The sequence below is a fragment of the Janthinobacterium sp. 1L-D-8-B-C4 genome, assembly GCF_057291295.1.
Map to the genome: position 1 here is coordinate 25,481 of NZ_JBXAVX010000005.1, position 24,337 is coordinate 49,817.

Annotated in this window: 27 protein-coding genes; 14 read left to right on the forward strand and 13 right to left on the reverse strand. The window is 59.8% G+C overall.

The features are described 5' to 3' along the window. Nucleotides 1-24 precede the first annotated feature (24 nt). The 9 genes from AC0Z42_RS10680 (at nt 25) to AC0Z42_RS10720 (ending at nt 7,320) form a co-directional block, all read left to right on the forward strand. Nucleotides 25-1,299, forward strand: a complete 1,275-nt coding sequence (locus AC0Z42_RS10680; protein ID WP_485468203.1) for an MFS transporter — start codon at nt 25-27, stop codon at nt 1,297-1,299. A gap of 1 nt (nt 1,300) precedes the next feature. Beyond that, the gene (locus tag AC0Z42_RS10685; RefSeq protein WP_485468204.1) at nt 1,301-2,431 is read left to right on the forward strand and encodes an ABC transporter ATP-binding protein; all 1,131 of its coding nucleotides are present in this window, start codon (nt 1,301-1,303) and stop codon (nt 2,429-2,431) included. Nucleotides 2,432-2,590: 159 nt separating this feature from the next. Then, nucleotides 2,591-3,910 (forward strand): tetratricopeptide repeat protein, encoded by a 1,320-nt coding sequence (locus AC0Z42_RS10690; RefSeq protein ID WP_485468205.1) that lies wholly within the window; start codon nt 2,591-2,593, stop codon nt 3,908-3,910. Nucleotides 3,911-4,179: 269 nt separating this feature from the next. Next, the gene (locus AC0Z42_RS10695; protein ID WP_485468206.1) at nt 4,180-4,578 is read left to right on the forward strand and encodes a VOC family protein; all 399 of its coding nucleotides are present in this window, start codon (nt 4,180-4,182) and stop codon (nt 4,576-4,578) included. A 105-nt stretch (nt 4,579-4,683) separates the two neighbouring features. Then, on the forward strand, nt 4,684-5,247 hold the full coding sequence (locus AC0Z42_RS10700) for a metal-dependent hydrolase (protein WP_485468207.1): 564 nt from the start codon (nt 4,684-4,686) through the stop codon (nt 5,245-5,247). Between the two features lie 60 nt (nt 5,248-5,307). After that, nucleotides 5,308-5,736 carry a DMP19 family protein gene (locus AC0Z42_RS10705; protein ID WP_485468208.1) on the forward strand — a complete coding sequence of 143 codons (429 nt, stop codon included), beginning with the start codon at nt 5,308-5,310 and terminating at the stop codon, nt 5,734-5,736. 508 nt (nt 5,737-6,244) lie between these two features. Continuing rightward, nucleotides 6,245-6,673: a hypothetical protein gene (locus AC0Z42_RS10710; protein WP_485468209.1), complete on the forward strand. Its 429-nt coding sequence runs from the start codon at nt 6,245-6,247 to the stop codon at nt 6,671-6,673. 125 nt (nt 6,674-6,798) lie between these two features. Further along, nucleotides 6,799-7,011, forward strand: a complete 213-nt coding sequence (locus AC0Z42_RS10715; protein ID WP_485468210.1) for a DUF6434 domain-containing protein — start codon at nt 6,799-6,801, stop codon at nt 7,009-7,011. Between the two features lie 72 nt (nt 7,012-7,083). Then, nucleotides 7,084-7,320 (forward strand): hypothetical protein, encoded by a 237-nt coding sequence (locus AC0Z42_RS10720; RefSeq protein WP_485468211.1) that lies wholly within the window; start codon nt 7,084-7,086, stop codon nt 7,318-7,320. A gap of 63 nt (nt 7,321-7,383) precedes the next feature. Here the strand turns inward: AC0Z42_RS10720 and AC0Z42_RS10725 are convergent, their stop codons facing one another. Then, nucleotides 7,384-8,607 (reverse strand): MFS transporter, encoded by a 1,224-nt coding sequence (locus AC0Z42_RS10725; protein WP_485468212.1) that lies wholly within the window; start codon nt 8,605-8,607, stop codon nt 7,384-7,386. Nucleotides 8,608-8,878: 271 nt separating this feature from the next. On the opposite strand from AC0Z42_RS10725, the gene AC0Z42_RS10730 reads away from it, so the two are divergent. Continuing rightward, complete coding sequence (locus tag AC0Z42_RS10730) at nt 8,879-9,466, forward strand: TetR/AcrR family transcriptional regulator (protein ID WP_485468213.1); 588 nt, start codon at nt 8,879-8,881, stop codon at nt 9,464-9,466. 340 nt (nt 9,467-9,806) lie between these two features. Here the strand turns inward: AC0Z42_RS10730 and AC0Z42_RS10735 are convergent, their stop codons facing one another. Continuing rightward, a complete protein-coding gene (locus tag AC0Z42_RS10735) occupies nt 9,807-12,461 on the reverse strand; it encodes a TonB-dependent receptor (protein WP_485468214.1) in 2,655 nt (884 codons plus the stop codon). A gap of 396 nt (nt 12,462-12,857) precedes the next feature. Between AC0Z42_RS10735 and AC0Z42_RS10740 the strand changes: the two genes are divergently transcribed. Both AC0Z42_RS10740 and AC0Z42_RS10745 read left to right on the forward strand, forming a co-directional pair. Further along, nucleotides 12,858-13,598: a GntR family transcriptional regulator gene (locus AC0Z42_RS10740; protein WP_485468215.1), complete on the forward strand. Its 741-nt coding sequence runs from the start codon at nt 12,858-12,860 to the stop codon at nt 13,596-13,598. A gap of 29 nt (nt 13,599-13,627) precedes the next feature. Then, nucleotides 13,628-14,173, forward strand: coding sequence for a GNAT family N-acetyltransferase (locus AC0Z42_RS10745; RefSeq protein ID WP_485468216.1), 546 nt, complete (start codon nt 13,628-13,630; stop codon nt 14,171-14,173). 33 nt (nt 14,174-14,206) lie between these two features. Here the strand turns inward: AC0Z42_RS10745 and AC0Z42_RS10750 are convergent, their stop codons facing one another. The 7 genes from AC0Z42_RS10750 to rpsP form a co-directional block, all read right to left on the reverse strand. After that, nucleotides 14,207-14,542: a DUF3579 domain-containing protein gene (locus AC0Z42_RS10750; RefSeq protein ID WP_485468217.1), complete on the reverse strand. Its 336-nt coding sequence runs from the start codon at nt 14,540-14,542 to the stop codon at nt 14,207-14,209. Between the two features lie 214 nt (nt 14,543-14,756). Next, nucleotides 14,757-15,716: a CobD/CbiB family protein gene (locus AC0Z42_RS10755; protein ID WP_485468218.1), complete on the reverse strand. Its 960-nt coding sequence runs from the start codon at nt 15,714-15,716 to the stop codon at nt 14,757-14,759. Between the two features lie 109 nt (nt 15,717-15,825). Then, nucleotides 15,826-16,485, reverse strand: coding sequence for a CoA pyrophosphatase (locus AC0Z42_RS10760; RefSeq protein ID WP_485468219.1), 660 nt, complete (start codon nt 16,483-16,485; stop codon nt 15,826-15,828). Between the two features lie 74 nt (nt 16,486-16,559). Beyond that, nucleotides 16,560-16,943: a 50S ribosomal protein L19 gene (rplS, locus tag AC0Z42_RS10765; RefSeq protein WP_035825414.1), complete on the reverse strand. Its 384-nt coding sequence runs from the start codon at nt 16,941-16,943 to the stop codon at nt 16,560-16,562. Nucleotides 16,944-17,078: 135 nt separating this feature from the next. After that, on the reverse strand, nt 17,079-17,825 hold the full coding sequence (gene trmD, locus AC0Z42_RS10770) for a tRNA (guanosine(37)-N1)-methyltransferase TrmD (RefSeq protein ID WP_485468220.1): 747 nt from the start codon (nt 17,823-17,825) through the stop codon (nt 17,079-17,081). A 47-nt stretch (nt 17,826-17,872) separates the two neighbouring features. Then, nucleotides 17,873-18,430, reverse strand: coding sequence for a ribosome maturation factor RimM (rimM, locus tag AC0Z42_RS10775; protein WP_485468221.1), 558 nt, complete (start codon nt 18,428-18,430; stop codon nt 17,873-17,875). A 15-nt stretch (nt 18,431-18,445) separates the two neighbouring features. Next, nucleotides 18,446-18,697, reverse strand: a complete 252-nt coding sequence (rpsP, locus tag AC0Z42_RS10780; protein ID WP_076567307.1) for a 30S ribosomal protein S16 — start codon at nt 18,695-18,697, stop codon at nt 18,446-18,448. Between the two features lie 263 nt (nt 18,698-18,960). On the opposite strand from rpsP, the gene AC0Z42_RS10785 reads away from it, so the two are divergent. Together AC0Z42_RS10785 and AC0Z42_RS10790 are read left to right on the forward strand one after the other, a co-directional pair. Further along, on the forward strand, nt 18,961-19,395 hold the full coding sequence (locus AC0Z42_RS10785; RefSeq protein ID WP_485468222.1) for an NINE protein: 435 nt from the start codon (nt 18,961-18,963) through the stop codon (nt 19,393-19,395). A gap of 102 nt (nt 19,396-19,497) precedes the next feature. Further along, on the forward strand, nt 19,498-20,127 hold the full coding sequence (locus AC0Z42_RS10790) for a glycine zipper 2TM domain-containing protein (protein WP_485468223.1): 630 nt from the start codon (nt 19,498-19,500) through the stop codon (nt 20,125-20,127). 76 nt (nt 20,128-20,203) lie between these two features. Here AC0Z42_RS10790 and AC0Z42_RS10795 read toward each other — a convergent pair whose 3' ends face one another. The 4 genes from AC0Z42_RS10795 to AC0Z42_RS10810 all read right to left on the reverse strand — a co-directional run bounded on the left by AC0Z42_RS10795 (nt 20,204) and on the right by AC0Z42_RS10810 (nt 24,287). Beyond that, a complete protein-coding gene (locus tag AC0Z42_RS10795) occupies nt 20,204-21,994 on the reverse strand; it encodes an acyl-CoA dehydrogenase (protein WP_485468224.1) in 1,791 nt (596 codons plus the stop codon). A 103-nt stretch (nt 21,995-22,097) separates the two neighbouring features. Further along, nucleotides 22,098-23,030, reverse strand: a complete 933-nt coding sequence (locus tag AC0Z42_RS10800; RefSeq protein ID WP_485468225.1) for an electron transfer flavoprotein subunit alpha/FixB family protein — start codon at nt 23,028-23,030, stop codon at nt 22,098-22,100. 39 nt (nt 23,031-23,069) lie between these two features. Beyond that, nucleotides 23,070-23,819, reverse strand: coding sequence for an electron transfer flavoprotein subunit beta/FixA family protein (locus tag AC0Z42_RS10805; protein ID WP_152248547.1), 750 nt, complete (start codon nt 23,817-23,819; stop codon nt 23,070-23,072). Between the two features lie 240 nt (nt 23,820-24,059). After that, complete coding sequence (locus tag AC0Z42_RS10810; RefSeq protein WP_010395510.1) at nt 24,060-24,287, reverse strand: sulfurtransferase TusA family protein; 228 nt, start codon at nt 24,285-24,287, stop codon at nt 24,060-24,062. Between the last annotated feature and the right edge of the window lie 50 nt (nt 24,288-24,337).

The window sequence follows — 24,337 nt, forward strand, 5'->3', positions numbered from 1 at the left end:
ACCTCCCTCGAAAGGCACGACTCCATGAACGACAAAGCCGTACGCAGTCCGATCAGCTGGGTGCCCACGCTGTACTTTGCCCAGGGCCTGCCCTTCTATGCGGTGGCGCTGGTGGCCGGCCTGATGTTCAAGAGCATGGGCGTGGCGAACGACGAGATCGCGCGCTGGACCGGGGCGATCGGCTTTGCCTGGGTCTTCAAGCCCTTGTGGAGCCCCTTGCTGGAGCTGGCCGCCAGCAAGAAGACCATGGTGGTGCTGTTCCAGTGCCTGGGCGGCGTCAGCCTGGGGCTGATTGCGCTGGCCTTGCAGACGCCGGTCTGGTTTGCCGCCTGCGTGGCAGTGCTGGCAGTGGCCGCCCTGGCCTCGTCGACGCACGATATCGTCTGCGACGGCCTGTATATCGCCAGCCTGACGCCGAAACAGCAGGCCGCCTATGCCGGCTGGCAGGGCGCGTTTTTCAATGCCGGCAAATTCATTTCGCTGGGCGGCCTGGTGATCCTGGCCGGCTACCTGGAAAAAAATATCGGCGTCAAGCCGGCCTGGTCGGTCATCTTCCTGATTATCGGCGCGATGATGCTGGCGCTGGCGGCGTATCACAGCTGGTCGCTGCCGCAGGTACGCAACGTGGTCGTGGCCGACAAGAGCATGGCCGGCATCGGCGGCACGCTGTGGGACGTGTTCATCGATTTTCTGAACAAGCCCGGCATCTGGGGCATGATCGCTTTTATCATTCTGTTTCGCGCCGGCGAAGCGCAGGTGCAGACCATCGGCCCGCTGTTCCTGCGCGAAGCGCGCGAACTCGGTGGCCTGGGCCTGTCGACCACCGAAGTGGGCGCCGTGTATGGTACCGCCGGCACGGTGGCGTTCTTGCTGGGCAGCATAGGCGGCGGCTATTTCACCTCATGGCTGGGATTGAAGCGCGCGATGCCCTTCCTGATCCTGGCGATGAATTTGCCGAACCTGGTGTTTTATTATCTGAGCCACAGCATGCCGACCGACCTGGCGCTGATCACGGCCGCGCTCAGCGCCGAGATGTTCGGCTACGGCTTCGGCTTTGTCGGCCTGATCCTGTTCATGATGCAGGTGGTTTCGGTGGGCAAATACCAGACCGCCCACTATGCATTTGCCACCGGCGTGATGCAACTGGGCTTCGTGCTGTTCAAGATGGTCAGCGGCGATATCCAGATAGCGCTGGGCTACAAGACGTTTTTCCTGTGGGTGCTGGTGTCGGCGATTCCTGTGCTGGTGCTGTCGCGCTTTATGCGCATCGCGCCAAAAGAAGATGAGGCAAAGGCATAGCATGGCAGCGGTCACATTGAACAATCTCGTCAAGCGCTACGGCGATCACGCCATCATCCACGGCATCGACCTGGAGATACGCGACGGCGAATTCATCGTCTTCGTGGGCCCGTCCGGCTGCGGCAAGTCGACGCTGCTGCGCATGATCGCGGGGCTGGAAGAGATCAGCGGCGGCGAGCTGCATATAGCCGGCAAGCTGGCCAACCATATCGCGCCCGCCGAGCGGGGGCTGGCGATGGTATTCCAGAGCTACGCCCTGTATCCGCACATGACGGTGTACGAGAACATGGCGTTTGCCTTGAGCCTGGCCGGCCATGCAAAGGCTGAAGTGCGCGCGGCCGTCGAACACGCGGCCGGCGTGCTGCAGATCACGCCGCTGTTGCAGCGCAAACCAAAAGACCTGTCGGGCGGCCAGCGCCAGCGCGTGGCGATCGGCCGCGCCATCGTGCGCAAACCGCAGCTGTTTTTGTTCGACGAGCCGCTGTCGAACCTGGACGCCTCGCTGCGCGTGCAGATGCGCATCGAGCTGTCGCGCCTGCACCAGCAACTGCAAACGACCATGATCTACGTCACCCACGACCAGGTCGAAGCGATGACCCTGGGCCAGCGCATCGTCGTCTTCAATGGCGGGCGCATCGAGCAGGTCGGCACGCCGCATGCGCTGTACAACCATCCGGCCACTGTGTTCGTGGCGGGCTTTCTGGGCGCGCCGAAAATGAATCTGCTCGCCTGCACCGCCGTCGCCACCGCTGACGGCATGGTGACGGTGCGCCTGCCAGGCGGCGCCTTGCTGGCGGTGGTGGCCGATGGCGGCGCGGTGGCGGCGGGCGACAGCTTGAGCCTGGGCATGCGCGCCGAGCATATCGTCACGGCAGCGCCAGGCAGCACCGGCACCAACCTGCTCGACGCCATCGTCAGCCATGTGGAATACCTGGGCGATGTCGCCATCGTGCATGCGGCCGTGCCGGGGATGACGCAGACGCTGGCCGCCAGGCAGGCAGTGGAAGGAGGCCTGGCGCAGGCCGGCCAGCCCCTGCGCCTGCATTTTCCGCCGCACCATTGCCTGCTGTTCGATGCGCACGGCCAGGCGCTGCCGCGCACGCCAGGCGCCCCGCCCGCCCCGTTTATGTGACAATAGCCCATGTTGATCATGCTGCCGCTCTTGGCCTTGCGCGTACGGAGTGGCAGAATGCCTGTTTTTCCCATTATTCCTGCCCCCAAGCATGGCCGCCGCGCGATCCGCGGCAGAGCGTGCCGGAGCGTCTTTTTGTTATTGATTGAAGGATAACCCATGTCCCAATTCCGTCTTGCCCGTATCAGCCTGCTGCTGGCCGCCATCGGTCTCAATGTCCTGCCTGCCCTGTCGCATGCACAGGACGCCAAGCCAGCCGCCGCAGGTGCGCCTGCCGCCGCGCCAGCCGATACGGTACGCCCTGAAATCTTCAAGCTGCTCGACCCGACCGCCGTCAAGGCATCGATGGACGCCAAGAACTACGCCGACGTGCAAAGCCGGATCGACCAGGCAGCCGCCACGCCGGCCCTGACACCGTATGAAACCTTTGTCATCAACCGCCTGCGCGTGGCGCTGGCTTCGACCACCAACAATGCGGCGATGGCCATGCCGGCGCTCGAAGCGGTGATTGAATCGGGCAAGCTCGACAAAAAATCGCAGGGCGACTTCATCCAGGCACTGGCCAACTACCATTACAACGCCAAGGACTATCCGAACGCAATCAAATGGTTCACCCGCTACCAGACGGAAACCGGCGACGTGGCCAGCGTGCGTCCTTACATTATCCGCGCCTATTATTTCGGTAACGATTTCGCGCGCGCCAAGCAGGAACTGATGAGCGATCTCACCGCCAAGCAGCAGGCCGGCCAGACGCCGACCCTGGAAGAACTGCAACTGCTGGCCAACACAGGCTCGAAAAGCAAGGAACCGGCGACCTACCTGATCGCGATGGAAAACCTGGTGCGCTACTACCCGTCGGATGACTACTGGACCGACCTGCTGGGCCGCGTGCAAGGCAAGGCCGGCTACTCCGACCGTTTCGCGCTCGACGTGCTGCGCCTGCAATTCAAGGCCGTCAGTACCATGCCTGCGCAAGACTACAGCGACATGGCCGAAATCGCGCTGGCCAACGCCTTCCCGACCGAAGCGAAAAAAGTCCTCGACGCCGGCTTTGCCAAAGGCCTGCTGGGCACGGGCGCGAACGCCGCCAAGCACAAGAAGCTGCGCGACCAGGCCAACAAGGGCGCCGCCGACGACGTGAAAAGCATTGCCAGCGGCGAAGCGGCCGCCAACAAAAGCAAGGACGGCACCGGCCTGATCAACCTGGGCTACGCCTATGTGACGATGGACCAGTTCGACAAAGGTATCGACCTGATGCAGAAAGGCATCGCCAAAGGCGGCCTGAAGCGCCCTGAAGACGCCAAACTGCGCCTGGGTTCGGCGCTGGCCATGGCCGGCAAAAAAGACGAAGCCATCAAAGTGCTGGAAACGGTACAAGGCGGCGAAGGCGTGAGCGACCTGGCGCGCTACTGGATCTTCTGGCTGAACCGCCCTGCCACGGCAGCAGCGGCGCCGGCTGCAGCACCTGCAGCCAAGTAAGTTTCAGGTATCAGCTAAAAACAAAGCGGCCCCGATCAACACCGGCGCCGCTTTTTTCATGTCTTCGTTATTAATGCCGCACCCATATAGAATCGACAACCACCCGTATCATGCAGCGGCCAGCAGCCAGATAGGGCGACCTCGTCTCATTCCATTCCTTGCATGTGGCTGATCGTTATAATAAAGAATGAGACGCAGCCGAAGGTTGCAGCTGTCATTACCGCAACATGCAGCTGGCATGCCTGATTACAAATGCAAATGGACTCGATATGCTCGACCACGTTTCTCTGACCGTCGTTGACCTGGAACGCGCGGAACGCTTCTATGACGCCATCTTCGCCGCGCTCGATGTGCCGAAGGTGGGCAGCGACCATGCCGACGCCTGGATAGGCTATGGCGAACGCAGCGATGCTGACCATCCCGAACGCAGCTATTTTTCCGTGCGCCTCGGTCCCGCTCCGGACGATGCGCCGCGCCGCCACTACTGCTTCAAGGCGCCGTCGCGCGCCGCCGTGCAGGCATTTTGGCGTGCCGGCCTGGCCCACGGCGGCCTCGACCTGGGCCCACCCGGCCTGCGCGCCTATCACGCCAACTATTATGCTGCCTTCCTGTTCGATCCCGACGGCAACCGCATTGAAGCCGTCTGCCACCGCGCTGATGCCGGCTGACAGAGTGTGAAAGATTCTGTTGATTGTCGGCCAAAAGGAGCTACCTGGTAGCGATCGGAAGCGGAGGCAGGGTGTCGTTGTGCTTGTTCAGTCTACGGAAATTTTATGCCATCAATAATTTCGCATGCTGTTGTCCCACTCGCAGTCGGCCTTGCCCTGGGCAGCAAAGCGATTCCGGGGCGCCTGCTTGTGATCGGCATGATTGCCGCGATGCTTCCTGACGCAGACGTCCTCGCATTTCACTTCGGCATTCCCTATGCCCACCAATTGGGACACCGGGGAATCACGCATTCCCTGGCATTTGCGCTTCTGCTTGCCATGCTTGCCTGGATTTTTGCCAGGCAGCTGGCCTCATCGCGCAAACACGCATTTTTGTTCATGTTTTTTGCCACCTCTTCGCACCCGCTTCTTGATATGCTGACAAACGGTGGCCTCGGTGTCGCCTTGATTTGGCCGATTTCAAATGAACGATTATTTTTCCCGCTACGCGTCATCGAAGTAAGTCCTATTGGTATTCGACGGTTTTTCAGTGCCACCGGCGTCCGGGTTCTTCTGTCCGAGCTTCAGTGGATCTGGATACCGTCGGCCATCGCCGCCGTCAGTATTGTTGCGTGGAGGCGGATTTTTTATGCGTCAGAATTCAGAAAGCCACAGGGCCCCGTCTCATGAGCCAAGCGCGATATCGCCGCACGGCCAGGAGCAGACATTCGGTACCCACAGAGAGAATTGATGAAGTTTCTTGATGAAGCCTTTGATCGCGCGTGTAGTCGCTACAGCGGCAGTAACTTCGATCAGCTCGATGAAGCTGACAAGATTTTGGTCACGATCTGGGGCCTGGAAGGCGAGGTGAATAACGGCGGCTTCGACCAATACTATTTTAATAGTTCAGGCGATCTTGCCTTCCATGCGCCGGTGGCGCTACGCAACATCGGCGCTCATCAAATGGCGGAAATTGCCGATGACGCAAACAAGCTGTTTGGCCCAAACGGCCCCGCACGCAACCCTGACGAGCGCGAAGCTCAGTTGCTCGCGATAGCGCCAAACGGCAGCGAACCGCACCGGTGGGACGAGCTTACGCGGGCGTTCCAATCCTACCCGGACGACATTTCAGCGCTGCTGGCGGCCTTTCTCGAAGCACGTCGTCATGTACCAAAATGACTGCCGGCCCGCTGTTGGCTGAGGTCGCCGTCAGTGGCTGCCTTGAGGCCGGGCCAAAAGCGGACTTTTACGGCGAATATCCATTATGAGGTCAAATGCATGTATCGATACGTGTTCATTACGAATTGTCTGTTGTGGCTGGGGGGATGCTATACCGTGAGCAATGAGCGGTTTTCCGCTGACATCCATAAGCTTCTCGAATCTGGATTCGATATGGCAAGTGCAACAAAAAACCTTGAAGCGATTGGATTTTCCTGTGACTCGGTCAGTGCTGCACCTTCGACTACTTGTACAAAGACACGTCAAGGTCTTCTCCCTTACACATGTATCGAACGGGTCAACCTTATACCTGCAAGCAAACAGACTGGCGTGGAACGAGTCGATATACCTCAGATCATGTGTGCAGGGCTTTAGAAACTGGAGCTCACCAAATTCCGCTTCGGGGCGAATCCAGCCTGTCGTGTGGCGCAATGGATTTATCATCTGACAACCTGCTATGCTGGTTAGAATGGCCGAGTTCGGCCACTACCGGACGTTCGGGACACACAAACAAGTAAGCTTAGACTATATGCAAATTCAACCGTTCCCTTGGAAGTCGCTTTTCTTGGCTCCTTTCGCTAGCGTTCCTGTCTTGACGCTTGCTGGCTTGGGAAGTTCTGATGCGGGTGCAGCATCCGACTTTGGTTGGGGAATTTTCTTTGGGCTTCTGCTGGCGGTTCCAGCTTCCTTTGTGGCTATGCTGCTTATCGGCGTCCCGGTTTTCTTGATTTTGCGGCCTCACAAGTACGCGCTGATGCTGACTACTTGTGCAGCTGGCTTTGCTATACCATTTCTCATGTTTTTCGGAGATGCTCCTTCAAGAACAACTTTGGGTGCAGTTGCTTCAGGCGTCGCAGTGGCTGCAGCAGCATATTTTTTACGGCCACGTAATGCCTAACCACTTAATCAACCGGACGGCTTACGCGCTGCGCGCTTCAGACGCCGGTTATCGCGAACGTTAAAATGTTGGCAGAACCGGCCAGGAGCAGCCGCACACATCCTCAATATCAGGAGGGATTGGACATGAATTTCGATTGGCATGGTGGAGAAATTTCGCGTATGACGGAAATCGATTCTGATTACAAGAACACGCAAAATGTTCGGCGTTTTCTTTCCCACGAGTGTGGGCCAGATTTCAAGTTCGACCGTGAACTCATGGCGTGGGTGCGCAACGGCATTGCGAAGAACATGGGCGACGTGGCGGACGAATGGATTGGTCGTGTAAAGCGCGGCTGAGTTCGGCCAAGAGCGACCGTTATATTTTCGGATCAGGTCGAGTAATTAACTAGAAAAATTGCTAGAGTAAAAATGGATCATTCAACCGCGCAGAAGCTTATGGATGCCTACAAACGCATTGGAGAGGCTCTCAACGGAGCAGATAGCATCATTCGCACACTGCCGGAAGACGAGCGGACTGCGCACTTGCGTGGCCTTGCCGAGATGATGGGACACCTCTGGTTCAAACTTCAACTTCCAGTTGTTCGCGAACACAGAGATCTGGATCCGGATGGCGATCGTTTCCAGAAAAAGCCGAAGCAAGAATGATGAGTATGGCCGCTTTGGGGCGACAGCAGCCGGCCAGAAGCGGTCATAACAGGCATTATTCCGTCAGTCCGTTGCAGGGCTAAGCTGCTTGTCGGCAGCTTTCATTCTGTGTTCAACAAAGCTAATACTAAAAGACAACAGCAAAGCAGCAGCGGCGAATCCTGCGGCAAGCCAGAGGTTGGCTGAGAGGCCTAGCCTGTCCACCGCCTGGCCACCGACCCACGCCCCGAGCGCAATGCCAACATTGAATACCCCCACATATAGCGCGGCGACTATTTCCACGGCTCGGGGCGCCGCCTTCATCATCAAGGTCATCAGGCCGACCGATACGCCACCGTAGGCCAGTCCCCAAGCCAGCAACACCACGCCGCCGCCGACACTGGAGTCGCCGACAGCCAGGAACAGTAGCGGCGTGAGCAGCAGGCCGCCCGAGATAGTGATGATGGTTGGCGCAGTGCACCGCACCGCAACGACACCAGCCAGGAAGTTTCCAATGATGCCCGCGAAACCGTAGGAAAACAGCAGTGCGCCTAGCCATTGCGTATCAAACCCCGACACTGACAGCAGTAGCGGGCGCACGAAGGTGAAGGCCATGAAATGGCTAGTCACCAGCAACAAGGTCAGAAGCAGCCCCGCTTGCAATTGCCGGTTGCGTAGCTGTTTGCCGAATTGGTGCAAGGTCGCCGAACTGGCAGCGGGCAGCGCAGGAATGACGGCCAGATGCAGCGCCAGTACCAGGCCGCTAAACAGCGCCATGACGCCAAAGGACCAGCGCCATCCTGCAAAGGCGCCGATTTGTGCGCCAAGCGGCACACCCAGCACAGAAGCGGCCGCCACTCCACCGAAGATTATCGAAGTTGCCAGGCCGATTGATCGAGCAGGAACAAGCCGGGAAGCCAGGCCACCGGCGATGGCCCAGATTCCGCCCATGCATAAACCGACGAGTACACGTGCAGCCAGCATCCACGCCATATTCTGTGCCAATGCCGAGGCAATGTTCGCGATCACCAATAAACTCAGCAAACCACATAGAATTTTGCGCCTGTCCAAATTTCCCGATACGATCACGACCAGCGGTGCGAACAAGGCCGCCAGTAATGCTGGCAGCGAGATCATCAGGCCAGCGGTTCCGGTGGAGGTGTCCAGAGTGTCGGCAATCGGCGTCAACAGGCCTACCGGGAGCATTTCCGTCGTCACTACCGAGAAGGTGGCCATGCCTACAGCGGTGACCGCCAGCCACGGGTGGCGGACAGAGGTTTCTGCTGCAGCGTAGGGAGACGTACTCATGGTTCATATCCTTCATTAGATATTTAGATAAACGGCTTGTGCCCGTAAGGCGGCATCGGATAGCTGTTACACAATTGCTACGCAGTGGCATGTCAAAACCCCTGGTACGGAGCACAGCAGGCAGCTCCTGCTAATGCTTATCGATCTCCTACATGGGCACTTGCAATGGAGACACGCTGCAGTGATAATACATACAGTGCGTATGAATAAATTATATATACATACGCATCGTATGTAAACAATCATACGCTATGTATGTAAGGAGAAAGCAATGGTTCGCCGCACCCGTGTCGAAATGGAAGAAACCCGTGCATCGTTACTGGCCACTGCTCGCAAAGTTTTCAGCGAGCGCGGTTATGCCGACACTTCAATGGACGACCTCACCGCGCAGGCAGGGCTGACGCGTGGTGCGCTCTATCATCACTTCGGCGACAAGAAGGGCTTACTGCTAGCGGTGGTAGAGCAGATCGACGCGGAAATGGATGACCGGCTGCAAACCATCTCCGACAGCGCCGGAGATCCGTGGGAAGGCTTTCGCAGTCGCTGCCGTGCCTATCTGGAGATGGCCCTGGAGCCAGAAATTCAGCGCATCGTTTTACGCGATGCCAGGGCGGTCCTGGGTGGCGCCTCACCGGATTCGCAGCGCCATTGCGTCGAGTCGATGCAACGGCTTATCCACGAGCTGATTCATCAAGGCATTGTGGCCGACGCTAGCCCACGGGCACTGGCTTCGCTGATCTACGGCAGTCTGGCAGAAGCGGCGTTCTGGATCGCAGACGGTGACGAAGGTAATGCGCGATTGATAAAAGGAGTTGCCGCACTGGAATTGCTACTACGCGGGCTGTTAGTTAAAAGGTAAACTCAAAAAGTTGTAATGTCATCGCTCAAGGCAGTTAACTCGTTGTTGGGCGAGAGACCGCTGGAGAACTCAACATTTTTCGTTGTGGCAGCGACTGCTTTGGGGCGGAAGCTGCCATTCAGCGATGGGCCATGGAGCTTTCCTGCTTCATGCGCGGACCAGCAATATCTGTCACGACCAAAGTCGCCTGCCCGGGCTTTCCGGGCCAACTCGGCCCGCCATTGTTAGTCTTTCAAACCATAAAAAAAAGACAGACCCCCATCACAGGAACCTGCCTTGAAAGATAGCCAGCAGCACGAACGCGGTGCCGCGCGCCCATGTCTGCCTTGAAACCTACAACTTACAACTTGCCCCGCACCCCCAGGTAAAAAGTCCGCCCATTGCTGTAGAAAGCCCGTGGCTGATCCTTATTCTCGGCATACATCTTGATGGTCGTATTGGTCAGGTTAAGCGCATCAAACGTGATCGTGAAATGCTCGTTGATCTTGTAATTGATCGAACCCGCCAGGCCGCCACTGCCTTCAACATGCTGGCTGGCGCCACGGTCGACGCCCGCCTTGTAGGCCGAACGGTAGTTATAGGCCAGGCGCGCGCTGAGGGCGTTGGCTTCATAGAAGGCCGTCAGGTTGTAGGTATTGCGCGAAGCGTTGACCAGTTCGTCACCGTTGTCGAGCTTGCCATCGGCATAGGTGTAGTTGGCCAGGATGCCGAAGTCGCCGAACAGCGGCTGCTGGTAGCTGAACTCCGCGCCCTTGTTCTTGCCGCTGGTATTGAACGGCGAGGTGATCAGATAGACGGCGTTGGCGTTGCGCTTGCTGTTGAAATAGGTGGCGCTGACGGTGCCGTTCGAGACCACCGATTTCAGGTCCATGTAGAACAGGCCTACCGAGAAAGCCGACCTCGGCGCGAAATACCATTCGGCGCTGACCTCGGCGTTATCGGACTTGACCGGGTCCAGATTGACGTTGCCGCCGCTGCCGCTCAGTGCATCGTCGTTCAGCGAGACCGAACCACCGAGCGCGCTGTAGTCAGGGCGGGCGATGGTGCGGGCCACCGCTGCGCGCACGACCAGGTCGTTGCGCACGTCGAACTTGATGTTGGCGCTCGGCAGGTAGTCGTTATAGGTACGCTCGTACAACTTTTGCGAGTACGGGCCCCAGTCGGAACCGGTGATCGTGCCGCCGGCCTGGTTGACCAGGGTCGACTGCTTGGTGTGCACGGCGCGCAGGCCGAAGTTGCCGCTCCAGTTGTCGCCGGTCAGGTTGGCCATGGCGTAGACGGCCGAGGTTTTTTCCTGCAGGCGGAATTCGTCGGTCCAGTTGTGGCGGCGCACATAGTCGAACAAACGATTGCCGTTGGCCGCGCCCCAGGCACCCAGGGCCGCGCCGTCATACTTGAAGTAATTCGACGACAGGTTGCCACCCAGGTCGTTGGCGAAGTCGCTCGGATACATGCTGCCGGTCCACACCGGGCCCGGATTGGTGAAGCCCAGCGCGCCCGGACGAGTCTCGAACGGATGCTCGGCATCGCGCTTGTGGTCGGTCATGCGGCCACCGAACTTGATGCTGTCCCACACGCCGGAAGAGAGGCGCAGTTCGGCGTCGAGCTGGGCGTATTTTTCCTGGTCGACCGAGCGCGATTCGCCGCCGCCGGCCCAGGCCGTCGAACCTGGCTTGGTAGTGGTGCCGCCCGGATACGAGAGGCTGGCCGGACTCATGCCGTTCAGCTGGTACACCATGCCGCCGTCGACATTGTTCTGGTAGTACACGTCGTCGCGGTCGTAGCCGACGCCATGGGTCTTGCCCACTTTGCCGGTGAAGGTCAGGTCCTTGGTGGCGCGGTACTTGAAGTTGAAATCGAGGTAGTACGATTCGCCGCCCGCGTCAGGGCGGTAGATATTGTCGACTTCGCCCGAGTTGGTGCCGAAGGTGGCGCCGGTCAAGGTGCCGTTTTTCACCGTGTAGTTGGTCGGCACCTGGTTGGCGCTGTTGATCGAGTTGGCCGGTGCGGCCAGCCAGTTGGTGTTCTGGTGCGGGGCTTTCAGTTCCGAATAGAAGCCGTTCAGGTCCAGCGTCAGGTCGCGGCTCGGCTTGAATTCGATATCGAAGGCGCCGCCGGAACGGGTTTTCTTCTGCTCGAACAGGCTCGCGCCGATAAAAGTCGGCACTTTCACGCCGGCCAGTTCAGGGTGAGCCTTGGCGGCGGCGCTGTCGGCGGCAATCGGCGTGTAGCCGAGGATTTCCTGGCCATCGCGGCGCACCGTCGATTTTTGCGAGAAGCCCTGCACCATGATGCCCAGGGTATTGCTGTCGTTCTTCCAGTTCACCAGGCCCGAGAACTGCGGTTCGGTCTTGCCGGCCAGGTCATTGTAGAAGCCCTGGATCGAGCCTTCGGCCGTGACCTGGTTCTTGAATTCCAGCGGACGGCGGGTGATCACGTCGATCACGCCTGACACGCCGCCTTCGGGCAGGTCGGCAGTGGCGCTTTTATGCACTACCACCGAGCTGACCAGTTCTGATGGCAGCAGGGAAAAACTGCTGCTGCGCCCGACGTTACCGCCGAACTGGTTCAGCACGAACCAGTCGCCGGTGCTGATGGCATGGCCGTTGAACAGGGTTTGCTGGAAGCTGGGGCTGGTGCCGCGCAGGCTGACCCTGTCGTTCTCGCCAAAGCCGCCTTCACCACCGGCCGACGATTGCGTATTGACACCTGGCAGGCGCTGGATCGCGTCGGCCACGTTACGGTCAGGCATTTTGCCGATATCTTCGGCGGTTACCACTTCAACCACGGAATCGGCATTGCGTTTTTGCTTGAGCGACTTTTCCAGCGAGGCGCGCACGCCCGTGACCGTGACGACGGTGACGTCTTCGGCCGGCGCTTCCTGCGCTTGCGCCGAAAACGCCAGGCCGGCGGCCAGCACGGCCACCGCCGTGGCGATCGGCGTGCGGCGGCGCGATCCGGATGTCACAGCTGCAGGTGTCAAATTGCGTTTCATGTACTCCCCCTTGATGGCGGCTCCAGGATGGAACCTGTTCATTTTTTAATGTGGATCCTGTTGATATTGCGGACCCTTCTGTCAACCACTTACAAAACCAATTTAACGCCAATATACTACTATCCAATACCAGAGCACTACCAGTTAAACCATTTTTTTTATAACGTTGTGACAATCACACAGACCACTTGGGGCTGTTTCAAGGCGCTGCCGTATGGGGAGACGGCCATACCAGAGGGAAAAAAAGGCTCAGGAGGAAAGCAAAACGCGGTGGTGGGAGGTATCGTGAATTGGTTTTGCTGCGGTCTTCTTTGGTATTATCCAGTCGCGCATCAGCGCCAACCCAGCAAGCCATAGAGCGCGTCCATAATGCGCCGTACCGGAGACCGACAGCACATGAGCACCCTGGCCGACATCATGCACGACCTGGGGCAGAGCAGCAGCCTGCCCCTGTACCAGCAATTGCAGCGCGCGCTGCGCCTGGCGATCGACAAGCGCATCCTCGGTCCTGACGAAGCGCTGCCGGCCGAGCGCCAGCTGGCCAGCGACCTGTCGGTGTCGCGCATTACCGTGCGCAAGGCGATCGACGGCCTGGTTGGCGAAGGCCTGCTGGTAAAGCGGCCCGGCTCGGGCAACTTCATCAATACCCGCATCGAAAAGAACTTCGCCAAGCTGACCTCGTTCTCGGAAGACATGCGCGCGCGCGGACGCACGCCGCGCAGCGTGTGGCTCAAGCGCTCGGAAGGCACTGTCACGCCGGAAGAAGCGCTGCGGCTGAGGCTGTCGCCAGGCGCGCCGGTGTACCGTTTTCACCGCATCCGCTACGCGGACGAGCTGCCGATGTGCCTGGAATACGCCACCATCGCAGCGGGCTGCCTGCCGTCGCTGGCGGCGGTCGATATTTCCATGTATGACGCGCTCGAGCAGGCGGGCAACCGCCCGGTGCGCGCCCTGCAGCGCCTCAGCGCGCTGCTGCTGACGGGCGAACAGGCGGCGCTGCTGCAGGCGCGCGAAGGCGATGCCGGCCTGTCGGTCGAGCGGCTGGGTTTTTTGCGCGATGGCCGCGCGGTGGAGTTTTGCCGCTCGTATTTTCGCGGCGACATGTATGATTTCGTGGCCGAACTGAGCACCAGCTGAGGCCTGCCTGACGATGCAAGGAGAAGTGCATGAAGGAACCGCTGCTGCCGCCCTGCCGGCATGCGCTGGTCGAGATCCGCAGCCTGCTGCCAGCCGACATCCCCGACTGGTATGCCTACCTGCGCGAACCCGAGGTGATCCAGCACACCAGCTGGAACCTGCGCGACATCAACGATTTGTACGCGCTGTATAACGATTACCAGTTTGAAGGGCCCGAAACGCCGCTGCGCTTTGCCATCGCCGAGCGCGCTACCGGACGCCTGGTCGGCACCCTGGGTTTCAACCACCGCTCGCTGCAGCATCGCCATGCCGAAATCGCCTATGATCTTGCGCCCGCATGGTGGGGCCGCGGCATCGCCACCGCGCTGTGCCTGGACGCCAGCGATTGGGCGCTGCAGGCGCAGCACTGGCTGCGGGTACAGGCGGTGGTGCTCGACACGAATGCGGCGTCGATACGGGTACTGGAAAAAGCGGGGTTTGAACGCGAGGGCTGGCTACGCGCCTATCGCGTGGTGCGCGGCGCAGCGGGCAATTTTTTCATGTATGCGCACGTGGCGCAGGCAGCCGACCTGTAGCGCCCTGGCGGGCCGCTGAGGGCAGGCGGAAGCTTACTTGCCTTCCTTGGGCGGCAGGAAGCACGCTTCGACGATCTGCAGGTCGTTGTCCTTGGCAAACTCGCGCACGAAGTGGAACGCCATCGGTTCGATCTCGCGCAACTTGCTGTTGACCACCACCGACTTGACGCCATTGACAATGGTCGGACGGACATACGGAGAATATTGCAGGTGCGCATTGCGCCCGCCACCCTCGGGATTGAAACAGGACATCACTCCGCACAGGCGTTCGGCCCAATCACTGGGGCGAAATTGCTTGCCATTGCTGGTGAGACCAAGGATGAAGAACTCATCTGAGAGTTCTCCGTTGTTTTGAGATAACTCGGCCATGTGGCTTGTCGGGACTGGATTGCGTGAATGGCCCCGGCGGGTAAGCCGGGCTGGTAGTTCAGTGCGTCTTGCGGACAGTCAGTATTATATCTTATAGAAGACTTGGGTTCTACCTCGATCTGCCCTGATGTGCCAGCCAGATGCAAAAAGGGCCGGCACACTTGCGGCGCCAGCCCCTTATTCTAATCCAATTGCACTTGCCGCACGACGCACATCAACCGAGGAAGATCGCGCCCGACAGAAGCAGCAGCAGCAACATCCACAGCAGCAAGGCGCGCCAGACCAGGCCCACCGTGCTTTGCAGGGCGCGTGCGCCCGGCTCTTCGCCGGGCAGGATATCGCTTTCGCTGTCGCTGTCATCGACCGCCATGTCGGGCGTGATCACCATGCGCGCTGCGGTCTCCGCCGGCGTACCCAGGCGTACACCCATGGCGCCGCCGCCGGCCGTCAGGATGATGCCGATCGCCTCGTCGTACCAGCGGTGGGCAAAATTGCGCCAGGCATAGATGGCGTCTTCGAAATTGCCGACCACGGCAAAGGCCACCGCCGTCAGGCGCACGGGGATCCAGTCGATCCAGTAAAAAGCGCGCGCGGCAAACTGGCCGAACGCCTCATTGCGCATGTGCTCGGGCTCATTCCAGGCGCGCGCCAGGTATTCGGCCACGCGGTACATCACGGCGCCGGCCGGCCCGAGCGGCATCATGAACCAGAAGAACACGCCAAAAACATTACGATGCGTGGTGATCAGGGCTTTTTCAACGGCGATGCGGGAAATTTCATTGGTGTCCATGCCCACCGTGTCGAGCTTGGTCCATTCCGCCAGCAAGGTACGCGCGGCCGGCTCGTCACCGGCGCTCAGGGCCAGCTGGATCGACGTGAAGTAATGGCTGTAGTGGCGAAAACCCAGGGTCAGGTAGACGATCAGCACATTCCAGGCAAATGCCACCAGATCCAGGTTGTAATACCTGAGCACCCAGTAAATGCCGGCGGTGGGGATCATCAGCATGCCCATCATCAAAAACCAGCCGATGCGGCCATGGCTGGCGTGGCCAGCGTTGAACCAGGTCTCCATGCGCATCGCCATGCTCTTGATCTCTGCGTAGATCATATTATCCGCGCGCAGGGGCTTGAGTTGCTCGATCAGTAGTGCGCAAAGTATGGAGAAAAATGTCATCGATGGTCCTTTTTGTCTTTTACAGCAATACCGCAATGCCCGCTACGATAACGCAGTGCAGTGCTGGAATCAAACTTATTACAATTGAAGCTGATATTTGGACAGTTGCCTAAGCGCGCAAGAGGTGAAACAGGTTGCGCAGCATGCCGGCGGTGGCGCCCCAAATGTAAAATCGCTCGTACGGCATGGCGTAGAACGAGCGGCGCCCGCCCGGCAATTCCACCGACAGGCGCTGGTGGTTCAGGCCATCCATCAGAAAGGCCAGCGGAACTTCGAATATCTCCGCCACTTCGGACGGATCGGCACGCAATTCGAACGGCGGCGTGACCAGGCCGACCACGGGCGTGACACGGTAGCCGGTGCCGGTCAGGTAATCGGGCAACTGGCCCAGCACTTCCACGTGCGTGCGCGCCAGCCCGACTTCCTCTTCCGTTTCACGCAGCGCCGTGGCGATGGCCGTGGCGTCATACACTTCGCTGCGGCCACCGGGAAAGCTGACCTGCCCGGCATGGCTGCTCAGGTGGTCGGTGCGCATGGTCAGCAGTATCGTCAGGCCTTCGGGACGCAGCACCAGCGGAATCAGCACGGCGGCCGGCACCGGTTCGGCGCGGGCCGACAAAAAATCCTGGGTGATCTCGGGTTGCCACTCGGGCGGCGACAACAGGCGCTGGCGCAAGGCTTCGGGCGTCATGCGCGCCGCGTCCAGCGCGGCTTCGCCGGCGATCGAATCGACGGCCAGTTTTTTCGGATCAAACGCGATTGTTGCCATGCTAACAGCCTCCTGCTCCAGAAACGAAAAAGGGGTACCCATGGGCACCCCTCTTACCAACGCAGACGCTAGTATTACGCGCTTGCTTTCGCCACAACGCGGCGGTTTGGCAATTTTTCTTTGATACGCGCCGATTTACCCGAACGCTCACGCAGATAGTACAGCTTGGCGCGGCGAACATCACCACGGCGTTTCACTTCGATCGAAGCGATCAGCGGCGAGTACAGCTGGAACGTACGCTCGACGCCTTCGCCGGACGAGATCTTGCGAACGATGAAGTTCGAGTTCAGGCCACGGTTACGACGCGAGATAACGACGCCTTCGTATGCCTGGGCGCGCTTGCGCGTACCTTCGACTACGTTGACGCTGACGATGACGGTATCGCCTGGTGCGAAGTCAGGAATCGATTTACCCAGACGGGCGATCTCTTCTTGCTCTAATTGTTGAATCAGATCCATTTTTAACACTCCGAAAGCCATCATGCCGGCGCACTGTGGATAGCTGACTATCCGCCCGGTAGAGGATGGGTACTACACTAATTGGGCAACATGCCCGGCACTGCAAGGCCACCCTGCTTGCCGTTTTGAAACGACTTACAGGCTGGCCAGGAATTGTTCGTCGGTCTTGCTGAGCAAGCCGGCGGCACGCGCGCTGATCAACAGGTCAGGACGCTTTTTTGCGGTCGCTTCCAGCATGCGCTGGCGGCGCCACTTGACGATCTCGGCGTGGTTGCCACCCATTAACACGGGCGGCACCGCCACGCCTTCATACGTGTCCGGCCGCGTATAGTGCGGCGAATCGAGCAAGCCATTGACAAAGCTGTCTTCAACCGCCGACGCCTCGGTGTTCAATACACCAGGCAGCAAGCGGATTACCGCGTCCATCAGCGCCATCGCGGGCAACTCACCGCCCGACAACACGAAGTCGCCGACGCTGATTTCCTCGTCGACGCAACGGTCCAGCAAACGCTGGTCCACCGCTTCGTAGCGGCCACACAAAATCACCAAACCAGGTTCGGCTTTCAATTGCGTGACGCGCTCATGCGTCAGGGCGCGGCCTTGCGGCGACATGAACACCACGCGCGGCGCGGCAAGACCGAGGTCCTGCTGGCGCTGCTTTGCGGCGTTGATGGTTGCTTCGAGCGGCCGGGCCATCATCACCATGCCCGGGCCGCCGCCATAGGGGCGGTCATCCACGGTACGGTGATTGTCGGTCGTGAAATCACGGGGATTCCACAAGGACAAGCCACATTTTTTCTGCTCGAAGGCACGCCGGGTCACTCCCGACTGCGTCAGCGCGGCAAACATTTCGGGGAACAGGGTCACGACATCAAATTGCATCGCATCCCCACCCAAAAATATTGCCCATCGCGATCAGCGCAGCCGGCTTAATAATCAAGGCCCCAGTCGACCGTGATCTTGCCGGCGACTTTGTCAACATTGATGACAAACTGGCCGACAAACGGGATCAGGCGCTCTGGCGCCTTTTCTACGGACTCATCGGCAGTGGCGACAGGGGTGACGCGCAAGATCGACTGCGGACCGTTGCTCATCATGTCGTGCACTGTGCCGAGGCACTCGCCTTGCAAATTCTCAACTGTCAGCCCGATCAGATCGGACCAGTAAAACTCATCGGCATCCAGCGTCGGGAAATGGCTACGCGGAATTTGCACGGACACGCCTTTCAGCGCTTCCGCGGCATCCCGCCCGACCACACCCACCAGCTGGGCCACGACGTCGCCGCCGTGTAACTTCGCCTGCCTGACTTGAACGTCATGCAAGGTCGGTTTATCAAGCCACCAGGTTTTAACGCTTAACAATGCATCCGCGTCGTCGGAGAAAGGAGTGATCCTGACCCCGCCAGCGATGCCATAGGCACCGGAGACATAGCCTACCTGTACCAGGTCATCGGGGACTTTCACCCCGGATGCAGTCTTGACCGTCAAACCAGTGATCTGATATTAAGCTGCTGCTTTGCCGTTGCTGGCAACCAGGCGAGCAACGGTTGGCGACAATTGTGCGCCAACGCCTTGCCAGTAGGCCAGACGGTCTGCGGTGATACGCAGTGGAACTTCGCCACCTTGCGCCATCGGGTTGTAAAAACCGATACGCTCAATGAAGCGACCATCGCGGCGATTGCGCGAATCAGTAGCGACGATGTTGAAGAACGGGCGCTTCTTGGCGCCTCCACGAGCTAAACGAATAACGACCATAATATTTCCAAATAAGTGTGCTGAGGCGGAAAAAGCCGCAAATTATAGCGCGCTTTACCGCCAGGCAGCAAGCGTTATGATGACGGGCGTGTAATTTGGGCTAATCAAACATTATGACCAGTCAGCGCCAAAGACGCAATAGGCGCGTGCGCTTATGACCCGTTGCTTGACCCCTCGCGCCACACCGCAAGACTGTTTTAATCACCACAAACGGCCCGCTTTGACCGATACTGGGCTTTCCTTATCGCTGCAACCGGAACGCCATGACCACCACGACGATCTTGCAACATCCGCACAAGAACAAGGCATTCACCTCGCTGCTGGCCTTCCTGCTGGGCATGCTGGGCGCGCACCGCTTCTACCTGCATGGCGCCACGGATCGCTGGGGCTGGCTGCACGTCGCTGCCCTGCCCGCCAGCCTGGCGCTGCGCCAGCTGTTTCCCGAGGCCGACTGGTTCTACCAGATACTGCCTTTGATCATCTCGGCGCTGACCGGCTTTCTCGAAGCGCTGGTGCTGGGTTTGATGCCGGATGAAAAATGGGATGCGCGCTATAACGGCGGCTCGGGCCGGTTGTCGGACACCGGCTGGCCGCTGGCGGTGGTGCTGGTGGCTACTTTGATGCTCGGCGCGGGCACCCTGATCGCCACCATGGCGCGCCTGTTTGACCTTTTATATACGGGCGGCGCCTACGGCTGACAGGCTGGCCCAACACGCGCACGGCTGTGTTGGCAAGCAATTATGCTTTTCCTCTATACTGCGGTGATTACCAGCTTCGCTGGTCGCTTATTGGAGAAGATCATGATTCGTCGCCCTACTGCTATTATTGTTGCCATGACATTGGCCGGCCTGTTCAGCACGCCCGCCTTTGCGCAAAACCTGTCGCCCAAGGCGCAATACGCCTACGACAGCAAGCAAGCCAATACCCGCTACGCGGATGACAAAAAACTGTGTGCCGAGGAAACCTCGTCGAAAGCGCGCATGCAGTGCCTGCGCGACGCCAAGACCGAATACGACCAGTCCATCATCAACGCCAAGGCGGCGCAAAAAGCCGGCAACTCCTACGCCAGCCAGCCGGCCAAACAGCAGCAGCAAGTGTGCGCCGATTGCGGCAAGGTGCTGTCGGTCAATGTCACCGAGAAGGCCGGTGAAGGCGGCGCGCTCGGCATGATCGGCGGCGGTGTGGCCGGCGCCCTGCTGGGACGCCAGGTCGGTAGCGGCCGCGGCAAGGACCTTGCGACCCTGGCCGGCGCTGCCGGTGGCGCCTATGCGGGCAAGCAGGTCGAAGGCCACGTAAAGAATTCCAAGGTGTGGACCGTGACGGTGCAATATGAAACCGGCGCCCGCGCCGATTTCGCGTTCGACCAGGATCCGGGACTGCACTCGGGTGACCTGGTGCGCAATTCCGGCAATGGCATTACGCGTAGATAAAACCACCCTTAAAGCGAAGACTGGGGTCGGACCCTGAGGGTCCGACCCCAGCATTTGCAGTGGGGTTTGGTTTAACTCAAAACTGCTCTTCGGAGAGCGCCATCACGCCTGCGCTGCCATCGATAATGGTGGCCCGCAACCCCGGCGCCTGCGACAGGATATGGTCGGCAAAAAAGCGCGCGGTGGAAATCTTGGCCTTGTAAAAGGCCGCGTCGCCGCTGCCCTCGCCCAGCTTCTGCTGCGCCGCCACTGCCGCGCGCGCCATCTGCCAGCCACCCAGCACGATCCCGGCCAGTTTCAGGTACGGCACGCTGCCCGCAAACACCGCCTTGATGTCGGTCTTCATGTTGGCCACCACATAGTCCACCACCGCCTCCAGGGCCGCACTGCCTTCGGCCAGGTGCCGCTGCATGGCCTGGAAATCCGCGCCCGTGAATTCGCCGAGCTGGGCTTCGGTGGCGCGCACCTGGGCGATAATGGCTTTTGCCACCGCGCCGCCGTCGCGCACTGTCTTGCGTCCCACCAGGTCATTCGCCTGGATCGCCGTCGTGCCTTCGTAGATGGTGAGGATTTTCGCATCGCGGTAATGCTGGGCGGCGCCGGTCTCTTCGATGAAGCCCATGCCGCCATGCACCTGCACGCCGTCGCGCGCCACGTCCTGCGACATTTCCGTCGACCAGCCCTTGATCACCGGCACCAGATATTCATAGGTAGCCAGACTGTCCGCGCGCACCTCGGCGTCGGGATGGTGATGGGCCACGTCGCTGATGGCCGCGCCCACATAGGCCAGCGCGCGCGCCGCCTCGGTTTGCGAACGCATCGACATCAGCATGCGGCGCACGTCCGGGTGGTGGATGATGGATACGGGGCCTGGCGAGCCTGCCAGGTCGCGCGACTGCACGCGGTCTTTCGCAAACGCCACCGCCTGCTGGTAGGCGCGCTCGGCGAGGCCGATGCCTTGCAGGCCGACGCCGAAGCGGGCCGCGTTCATCATGATGAACATGTATTCCAGGCCACGGTTTTCCTCGCCCACCAGGGTGCCGATGGCGCCGCCGTGGTCACCGAACTGCAGCACCGCCGTCGGGCTGGCCTTGATGCCCAGCTTGTGCTCGATCGACACGCAGTGCGCGTCGTTGCGCTGGCCCAGGCTGCCGTCCGCATTGACCAGGAATTTCGGCACGATGAACAGCGAGATGCCTTTCACGCCAGCCGGTGCGTCGGGCGTGCGGGCCAGTACCAGGTGGACGATGTTTTCCGCCAGGTCGTGTTCGCCATAGGTAATGAAGATTTTGGTGCCGAATACTTTATAGGTGCCATCGCCCTGCGGCTCGGCGCGCGTGCGCACGGCGGCAAGATCGGAACCGGCCTGCGGCTCGGTCAGGTTCATGGTGCCGGTCCACTTGCCCGACACCAGGTTTTCCAGGTAGATTGCTTTCTGCTCGTCGCTGCCAGCCGTCAGCAGCGCTTCGATGGCGCCGTCGGACAATAACGCCACCAGCGCAAACGAAATGCTGGCCGAGTTGAGCATTTCAATGCATGGCGTGGCCAGCAGCTTGGGCAAGCCCTGGCCGCCGAATTCGGTGGGATGCTGCACGCCTTGCCAGCCCGCTTCGCCATACGCCTTGAAGGCTTCCTTGAAGCCTTTCGAGGTGGTCACCTGCCCGTCATGAAAGAAGCTGGGCTCCTTGTCGCTGGGCCAGTTCAGCGGGGCCACCACGCCACCACAGAACTTGGCGTTCTCTTCCAGCACGGCCTCGGCCGTATCGGGCGTGGCGTCTTCGCAACCGGGCAAGGTGTGGATGTCGGCCAGGCCGGCCAGTTCGTTCATGACGAACAGCATGTCTTTCAGTGGGGCTTGATAGCTCATCTTATTCTCTCCAAGAAAAAAGCCACGCGCGGCTCGCCATGTGGGGCGGGCCGGCGTGGCTTTGTAATTCACAAAACCTGATGGGTTTGAATTAACCCCGTGTTTAGCCCAGTTCCTTGACCAGTTGCGGCACGATCTCGAACAGATCGCCGACGATGCCGTAGTCGGCCACGGCAAAGATCGGCGCTTCCGGATCCTTGTTGATGGCAACGATGGTTTTCGAGTCTTTCATGCCGGCCAGATGCTGGATCGCGCCGGAAATACCGACGGCAATGTACAGCGATGGCGCGACGATCTTGCCGGTCTGGCCCACTTGCCAGTCGTTCGGCACGAAGCCGGCGTCCACCGCAGCGCGCGAAGCGCCCATGGCGGCGCCCAGCTTGTCGGCCAAGGGTTCCAGGATATGGAAGTTCTCGGCCGAACCCATGCCACGGCCACCGGACACGATGATTTTCGCAGCGGTCAGTTCAGGACGGTCGGACTTGGCCAGTTCGCGGCCAACGAAAGCGGACTTGCCGTTATCGGCCACGGCGGTGATGGTCTCGGTGGTGGCCGAACCGCCGGTGGCGGCGGCCGAATCGAAACCGGTGGTGCGCACGGTAATGACCTTGACCTTGTCGCTCGATTGCACGGTGGCAATCGCGTTGCCGGCGTAGATCGGACGCTCGAAGGTGTCAGGCGAGTCGACCTTGGTGATTTCGGAGATCTGCGCCACGTCCAGCTTGGCGGCCACGCGCGGCAAAATGTTCTTGCCGTAGGCGGTTGCCGGCGCCAGGATGTGGCTGTAGTCGCCGGCGATCGCCAGCACCTGCTCGGCGATGTTTTCGGCCAGGCCGTCGGCAAAGTAAGCCGCATCGGCGACGATGACCTTGGCCACGCCGGCGATTTGCGCGGCGGCAGCAGCGGCGGCCGACGCGTTCGAGCCGGCGATCAGCACGTGCACGTCGCCGCCGCACTGGACAGCTGCGGTGACGGTATGGTGGGTGCTACCTTTCAAGGTAGCGTTGTCGTGTTCAGCAATAACTAATGCGACCATGATATGTCCTGTAATTGTTCTGGATGACGGCTAAGCCGCTTAGATGACTTTGGCTTCGGTACGCAGCTTGGCAACCAGGGTGGCCACGTCAGGTACCTTGATGCCGGCCGAGCGCTTGGCAGGCTCTGCCACTTTCAGCGTTTTCAGGCGCGGGGTGACGTCGACGCCCAGGTCTTCCGGCTTGACGGTTTCCAGTGGCTTTTTCTTGGCCTTCATGATGTTCGGCAAGGTCACGTAGCGCGGCTCGTTCAGGCGCAAATCGGTGGTGACGATGGCCGGCAGGGTCAGCGCCAGGGTTTCCAGGCCGCCGTCGACTTCGCGCGTGACGGTCACTTTGCCGTCTTCCAGCACGACTTTCGAGGCGAAGGTGGCTTGTGGCCAGCCGAGCAGCGCCGCCAGCATCTGGCCGGTCTGGTTGCTGTCGTCGTCGATCGCCTGCTTGCCCAGGATGATCAGTTGTGGCTGTTCTTTTTCTGCCAGCGACTTGACCAGCTTGGCCACGGCCAGCGGTTCGAGTTCGGTGGTGGTTTCAACCAGGATGCCGCGGTCGGCGCCGATCGCCATGGCGGTGCGCAGGGTTTCCTGGCACTGGGTCACGCCGCAGGAAATGGCAACCACTTCGGTCACCTTGCCGGCTTCTTTCAGGCGCATGGCTTCTTCGAGAGCGATCTCATCGAAAGGATTCATCGACATTTTGACGTTGGCGGTATCGACGCCAGTGCCGTCACTCTTGACGCGGACCTTGACGTTGTAGTCGACCACGCGTTTGACGGGTACCAAGACTTTCATAGCTATGCCTTTGGGAAATTATAAAAATGACGGATCAAGTGCTGATTGTGAGGTCGATTATAAGAGAAATTTGAATCTCGAACCGAATTTAAGCACGATCGTGCGATTTTTAGTTAGAGCAAACCATCTAAATTGTTTGCGGCAAGGGTGAACGAGGGAATCCGGCGCTACGCTGCAAGGCAGCAAAACTGCCGCCCGCCAGTGCCATGCGGCCCGCCTGTGGCGGCGCAGCCAGTGAAGTTACTTGCGCTGCATCAGGAAGACAAACTCGGTGCCGGTCTGCACGTGCGACAGCAGGGCATTGCCCGTCTGCTTGGCAAAGGCCTGGAAGTCACGCACGGAACCGGGATCGGTTGCCATGATGCGCAGCACTTCACCGCTTTGCAGCTCTGACAATGCCTTTTTTGCTTTCAGAATCGGCAAAGGGCAATTCAAGCCCCGTGCGTCGAGTTCTTTATGAAATTCCATAATCTCGGTATCAAGTAGTGTGTCGCTCATCAATATCCCACCATTGTTTT

Bases quoted from the DNA above. Each gene is read 5' to 3' on its own strand.
- AC0Z42_RS10795 (WP_485468224.1), bottom strand. From the start codon at position 21,994: ATGAGCTATCAAGCCCCACTGAAAGACATGCTGTTCGTCATGAACGAA.
- AC0Z42_RS10715 (WP_485468210.1), top strand. From the start codon at position 6,799: ATGAATTTCGATTGGCATGGTGGAGAAATTTCGCGTATGACGGAAATC.
- AC0Z42_RS10735 (WP_485468214.1), bottom strand. From the start codon at position 12,461: ATGAAACGCAATTTGACACCTGCAGCTGTGACATCCGGATCGCGCCGC.
- AC0Z42_RS10805 (WP_152248547.1), bottom strand. From the start codon at position 23,819: ATGAAAGTCTTGGTACCCGTCAAACGCGTGGTCGACTACAACGTCAAG.
- AC0Z42_RS10790 (WP_485468223.1), top strand. From the start codon at position 19,498: ATGATTCGTCGCCCTACTGCTATTATTGTTGCCATGACATTGGCCGGC.
- AC0Z42_RS10755 (WP_485468218.1), bottom strand. From the start codon at position 15,716: ATGACATTTTTCTCCATACTTTGCGCACTACTGATCGAGCAACTCAAG.
- AC0Z42_RS10680 (WP_485468203.1), top strand. From the start codon at position 25: ATGAACGACAAAGCCGTACGCAGTCCGATCAGCTGGGTGCCCACGCTG.
- rplS (WP_035825414.1), bottom strand. From the start codon at position 16,943: ATGGATCTGATTCAACAATTAGAGCAAGAAGAGATCGCCCGTCTGGGT.
- AC0Z42_RS10720 (WP_485468211.1), top strand. From the start codon at position 7,084: ATGGATCATTCAACCGCGCAGAAGCTTATGGATGCCTACAAACGCATT.
- AC0Z42_RS10695 (WP_485468206.1), top strand. From the start codon at position 4,180: ATGCTCGACCACGTTTCTCTGACCGTCGTTGACCTGGAACGCGCGGAA.
- AC0Z42_RS10690 (WP_485468205.1), top strand. From the start codon at position 2,591: ATGTCCCAATTCCGTCTTGCCCGTATCAGCCTGCTGCTGGCCGCCATC.
- AC0Z42_RS10800 (WP_485468225.1), bottom strand. From the start codon at position 23,030: ATGGTCGCATTAGTTATTGCTGAACACGACAACGCTACCTTGAAAGGT.
- AC0Z42_RS10750 (WP_485468217.1), bottom strand. From the start codon at position 14,542: ATGGCCGAGTTATCTCAAAACAACGGAGAACTCTCAGATGAGTTCTTC.
- AC0Z42_RS10730 (WP_485468213.1), top strand. From the start codon at position 8,879: ATGGTTCGCCGCACCCGTGTCGAAATGGAAGAAACCCGTGCATCGTTA.
- AC0Z42_RS10745 (WP_485468216.1), top strand. From the start codon at position 13,628: ATGAAGGAACCGCTGCTGCCGCCCTGCCGGCATGCGCTGGTCGAGATC.
- AC0Z42_RS10705 (WP_485468208.1), top strand. From the start codon at position 5,308: ATGAAGTTTCTTGATGAAGCCTTTGATCGCGCGTGTAGTCGCTACAGC.
- AC0Z42_RS10685 (WP_485468204.1), top strand. From the start codon at position 1,301: ATGGCAGCGGTCACATTGAACAATCTCGTCAAGCGCTACGGCGATCAC.
- rpsP (WP_076567307.1), bottom strand. From the start codon at position 18,697: ATGGTCGTTATTCGTTTAGCTCGTGGAGGCGCCAAGAAGCGCCCGTTC.
- AC0Z42_RS10710 (WP_485468209.1), top strand. From the start codon at position 6,245: ATGGCCGAGTTCGGCCACTACCGGACGTTCGGGACACACAAACAAGTA.
- AC0Z42_RS10700 (WP_485468207.1), top strand. From the start codon at position 4,684: ATGCCATCAATAATTTCGCATGCTGTTGTCCCACTCGCAGTCGGCCTT.
- trmD (WP_485468220.1), bottom strand. From the start codon at position 17,825: ATGCAATTTGATGTCGTGACCCTGTTCCCCGAAATGTTTGCCGCGCTG.
- AC0Z42_RS10725 (WP_485468212.1), bottom strand. From the start codon at position 8,607: ATGAGTACGTCTCCCTACGCTGCAGCAGAAACCTCTGTCCGCCACCCG.
- AC0Z42_RS10760 (WP_485468219.1), bottom strand. From the start codon at position 16,485: ATGGCAACAATCGCGTTTGATCCGAAAAAACTGGCCGTCGATTCGATC.
- AC0Z42_RS10810 (WP_010395510.1), bottom strand. From the start codon at position 24,287: ATGGAATTTCATAAAGAACTCGACGCACGGGGCTTGAATTGCCCTTTG.
- AC0Z42_RS10785 (WP_485468222.1), top strand. From the start codon at position 18,961: ATGACCACCACGACGATCTTGCAACATCCGCACAAGAACAAGGCATTC.
- AC0Z42_RS10740 (WP_485468215.1), top strand. From the start codon at position 12,858: ATGAGCACCCTGGCCGACATCATGCACGACCTGGGGCAGAGCAGCAGC.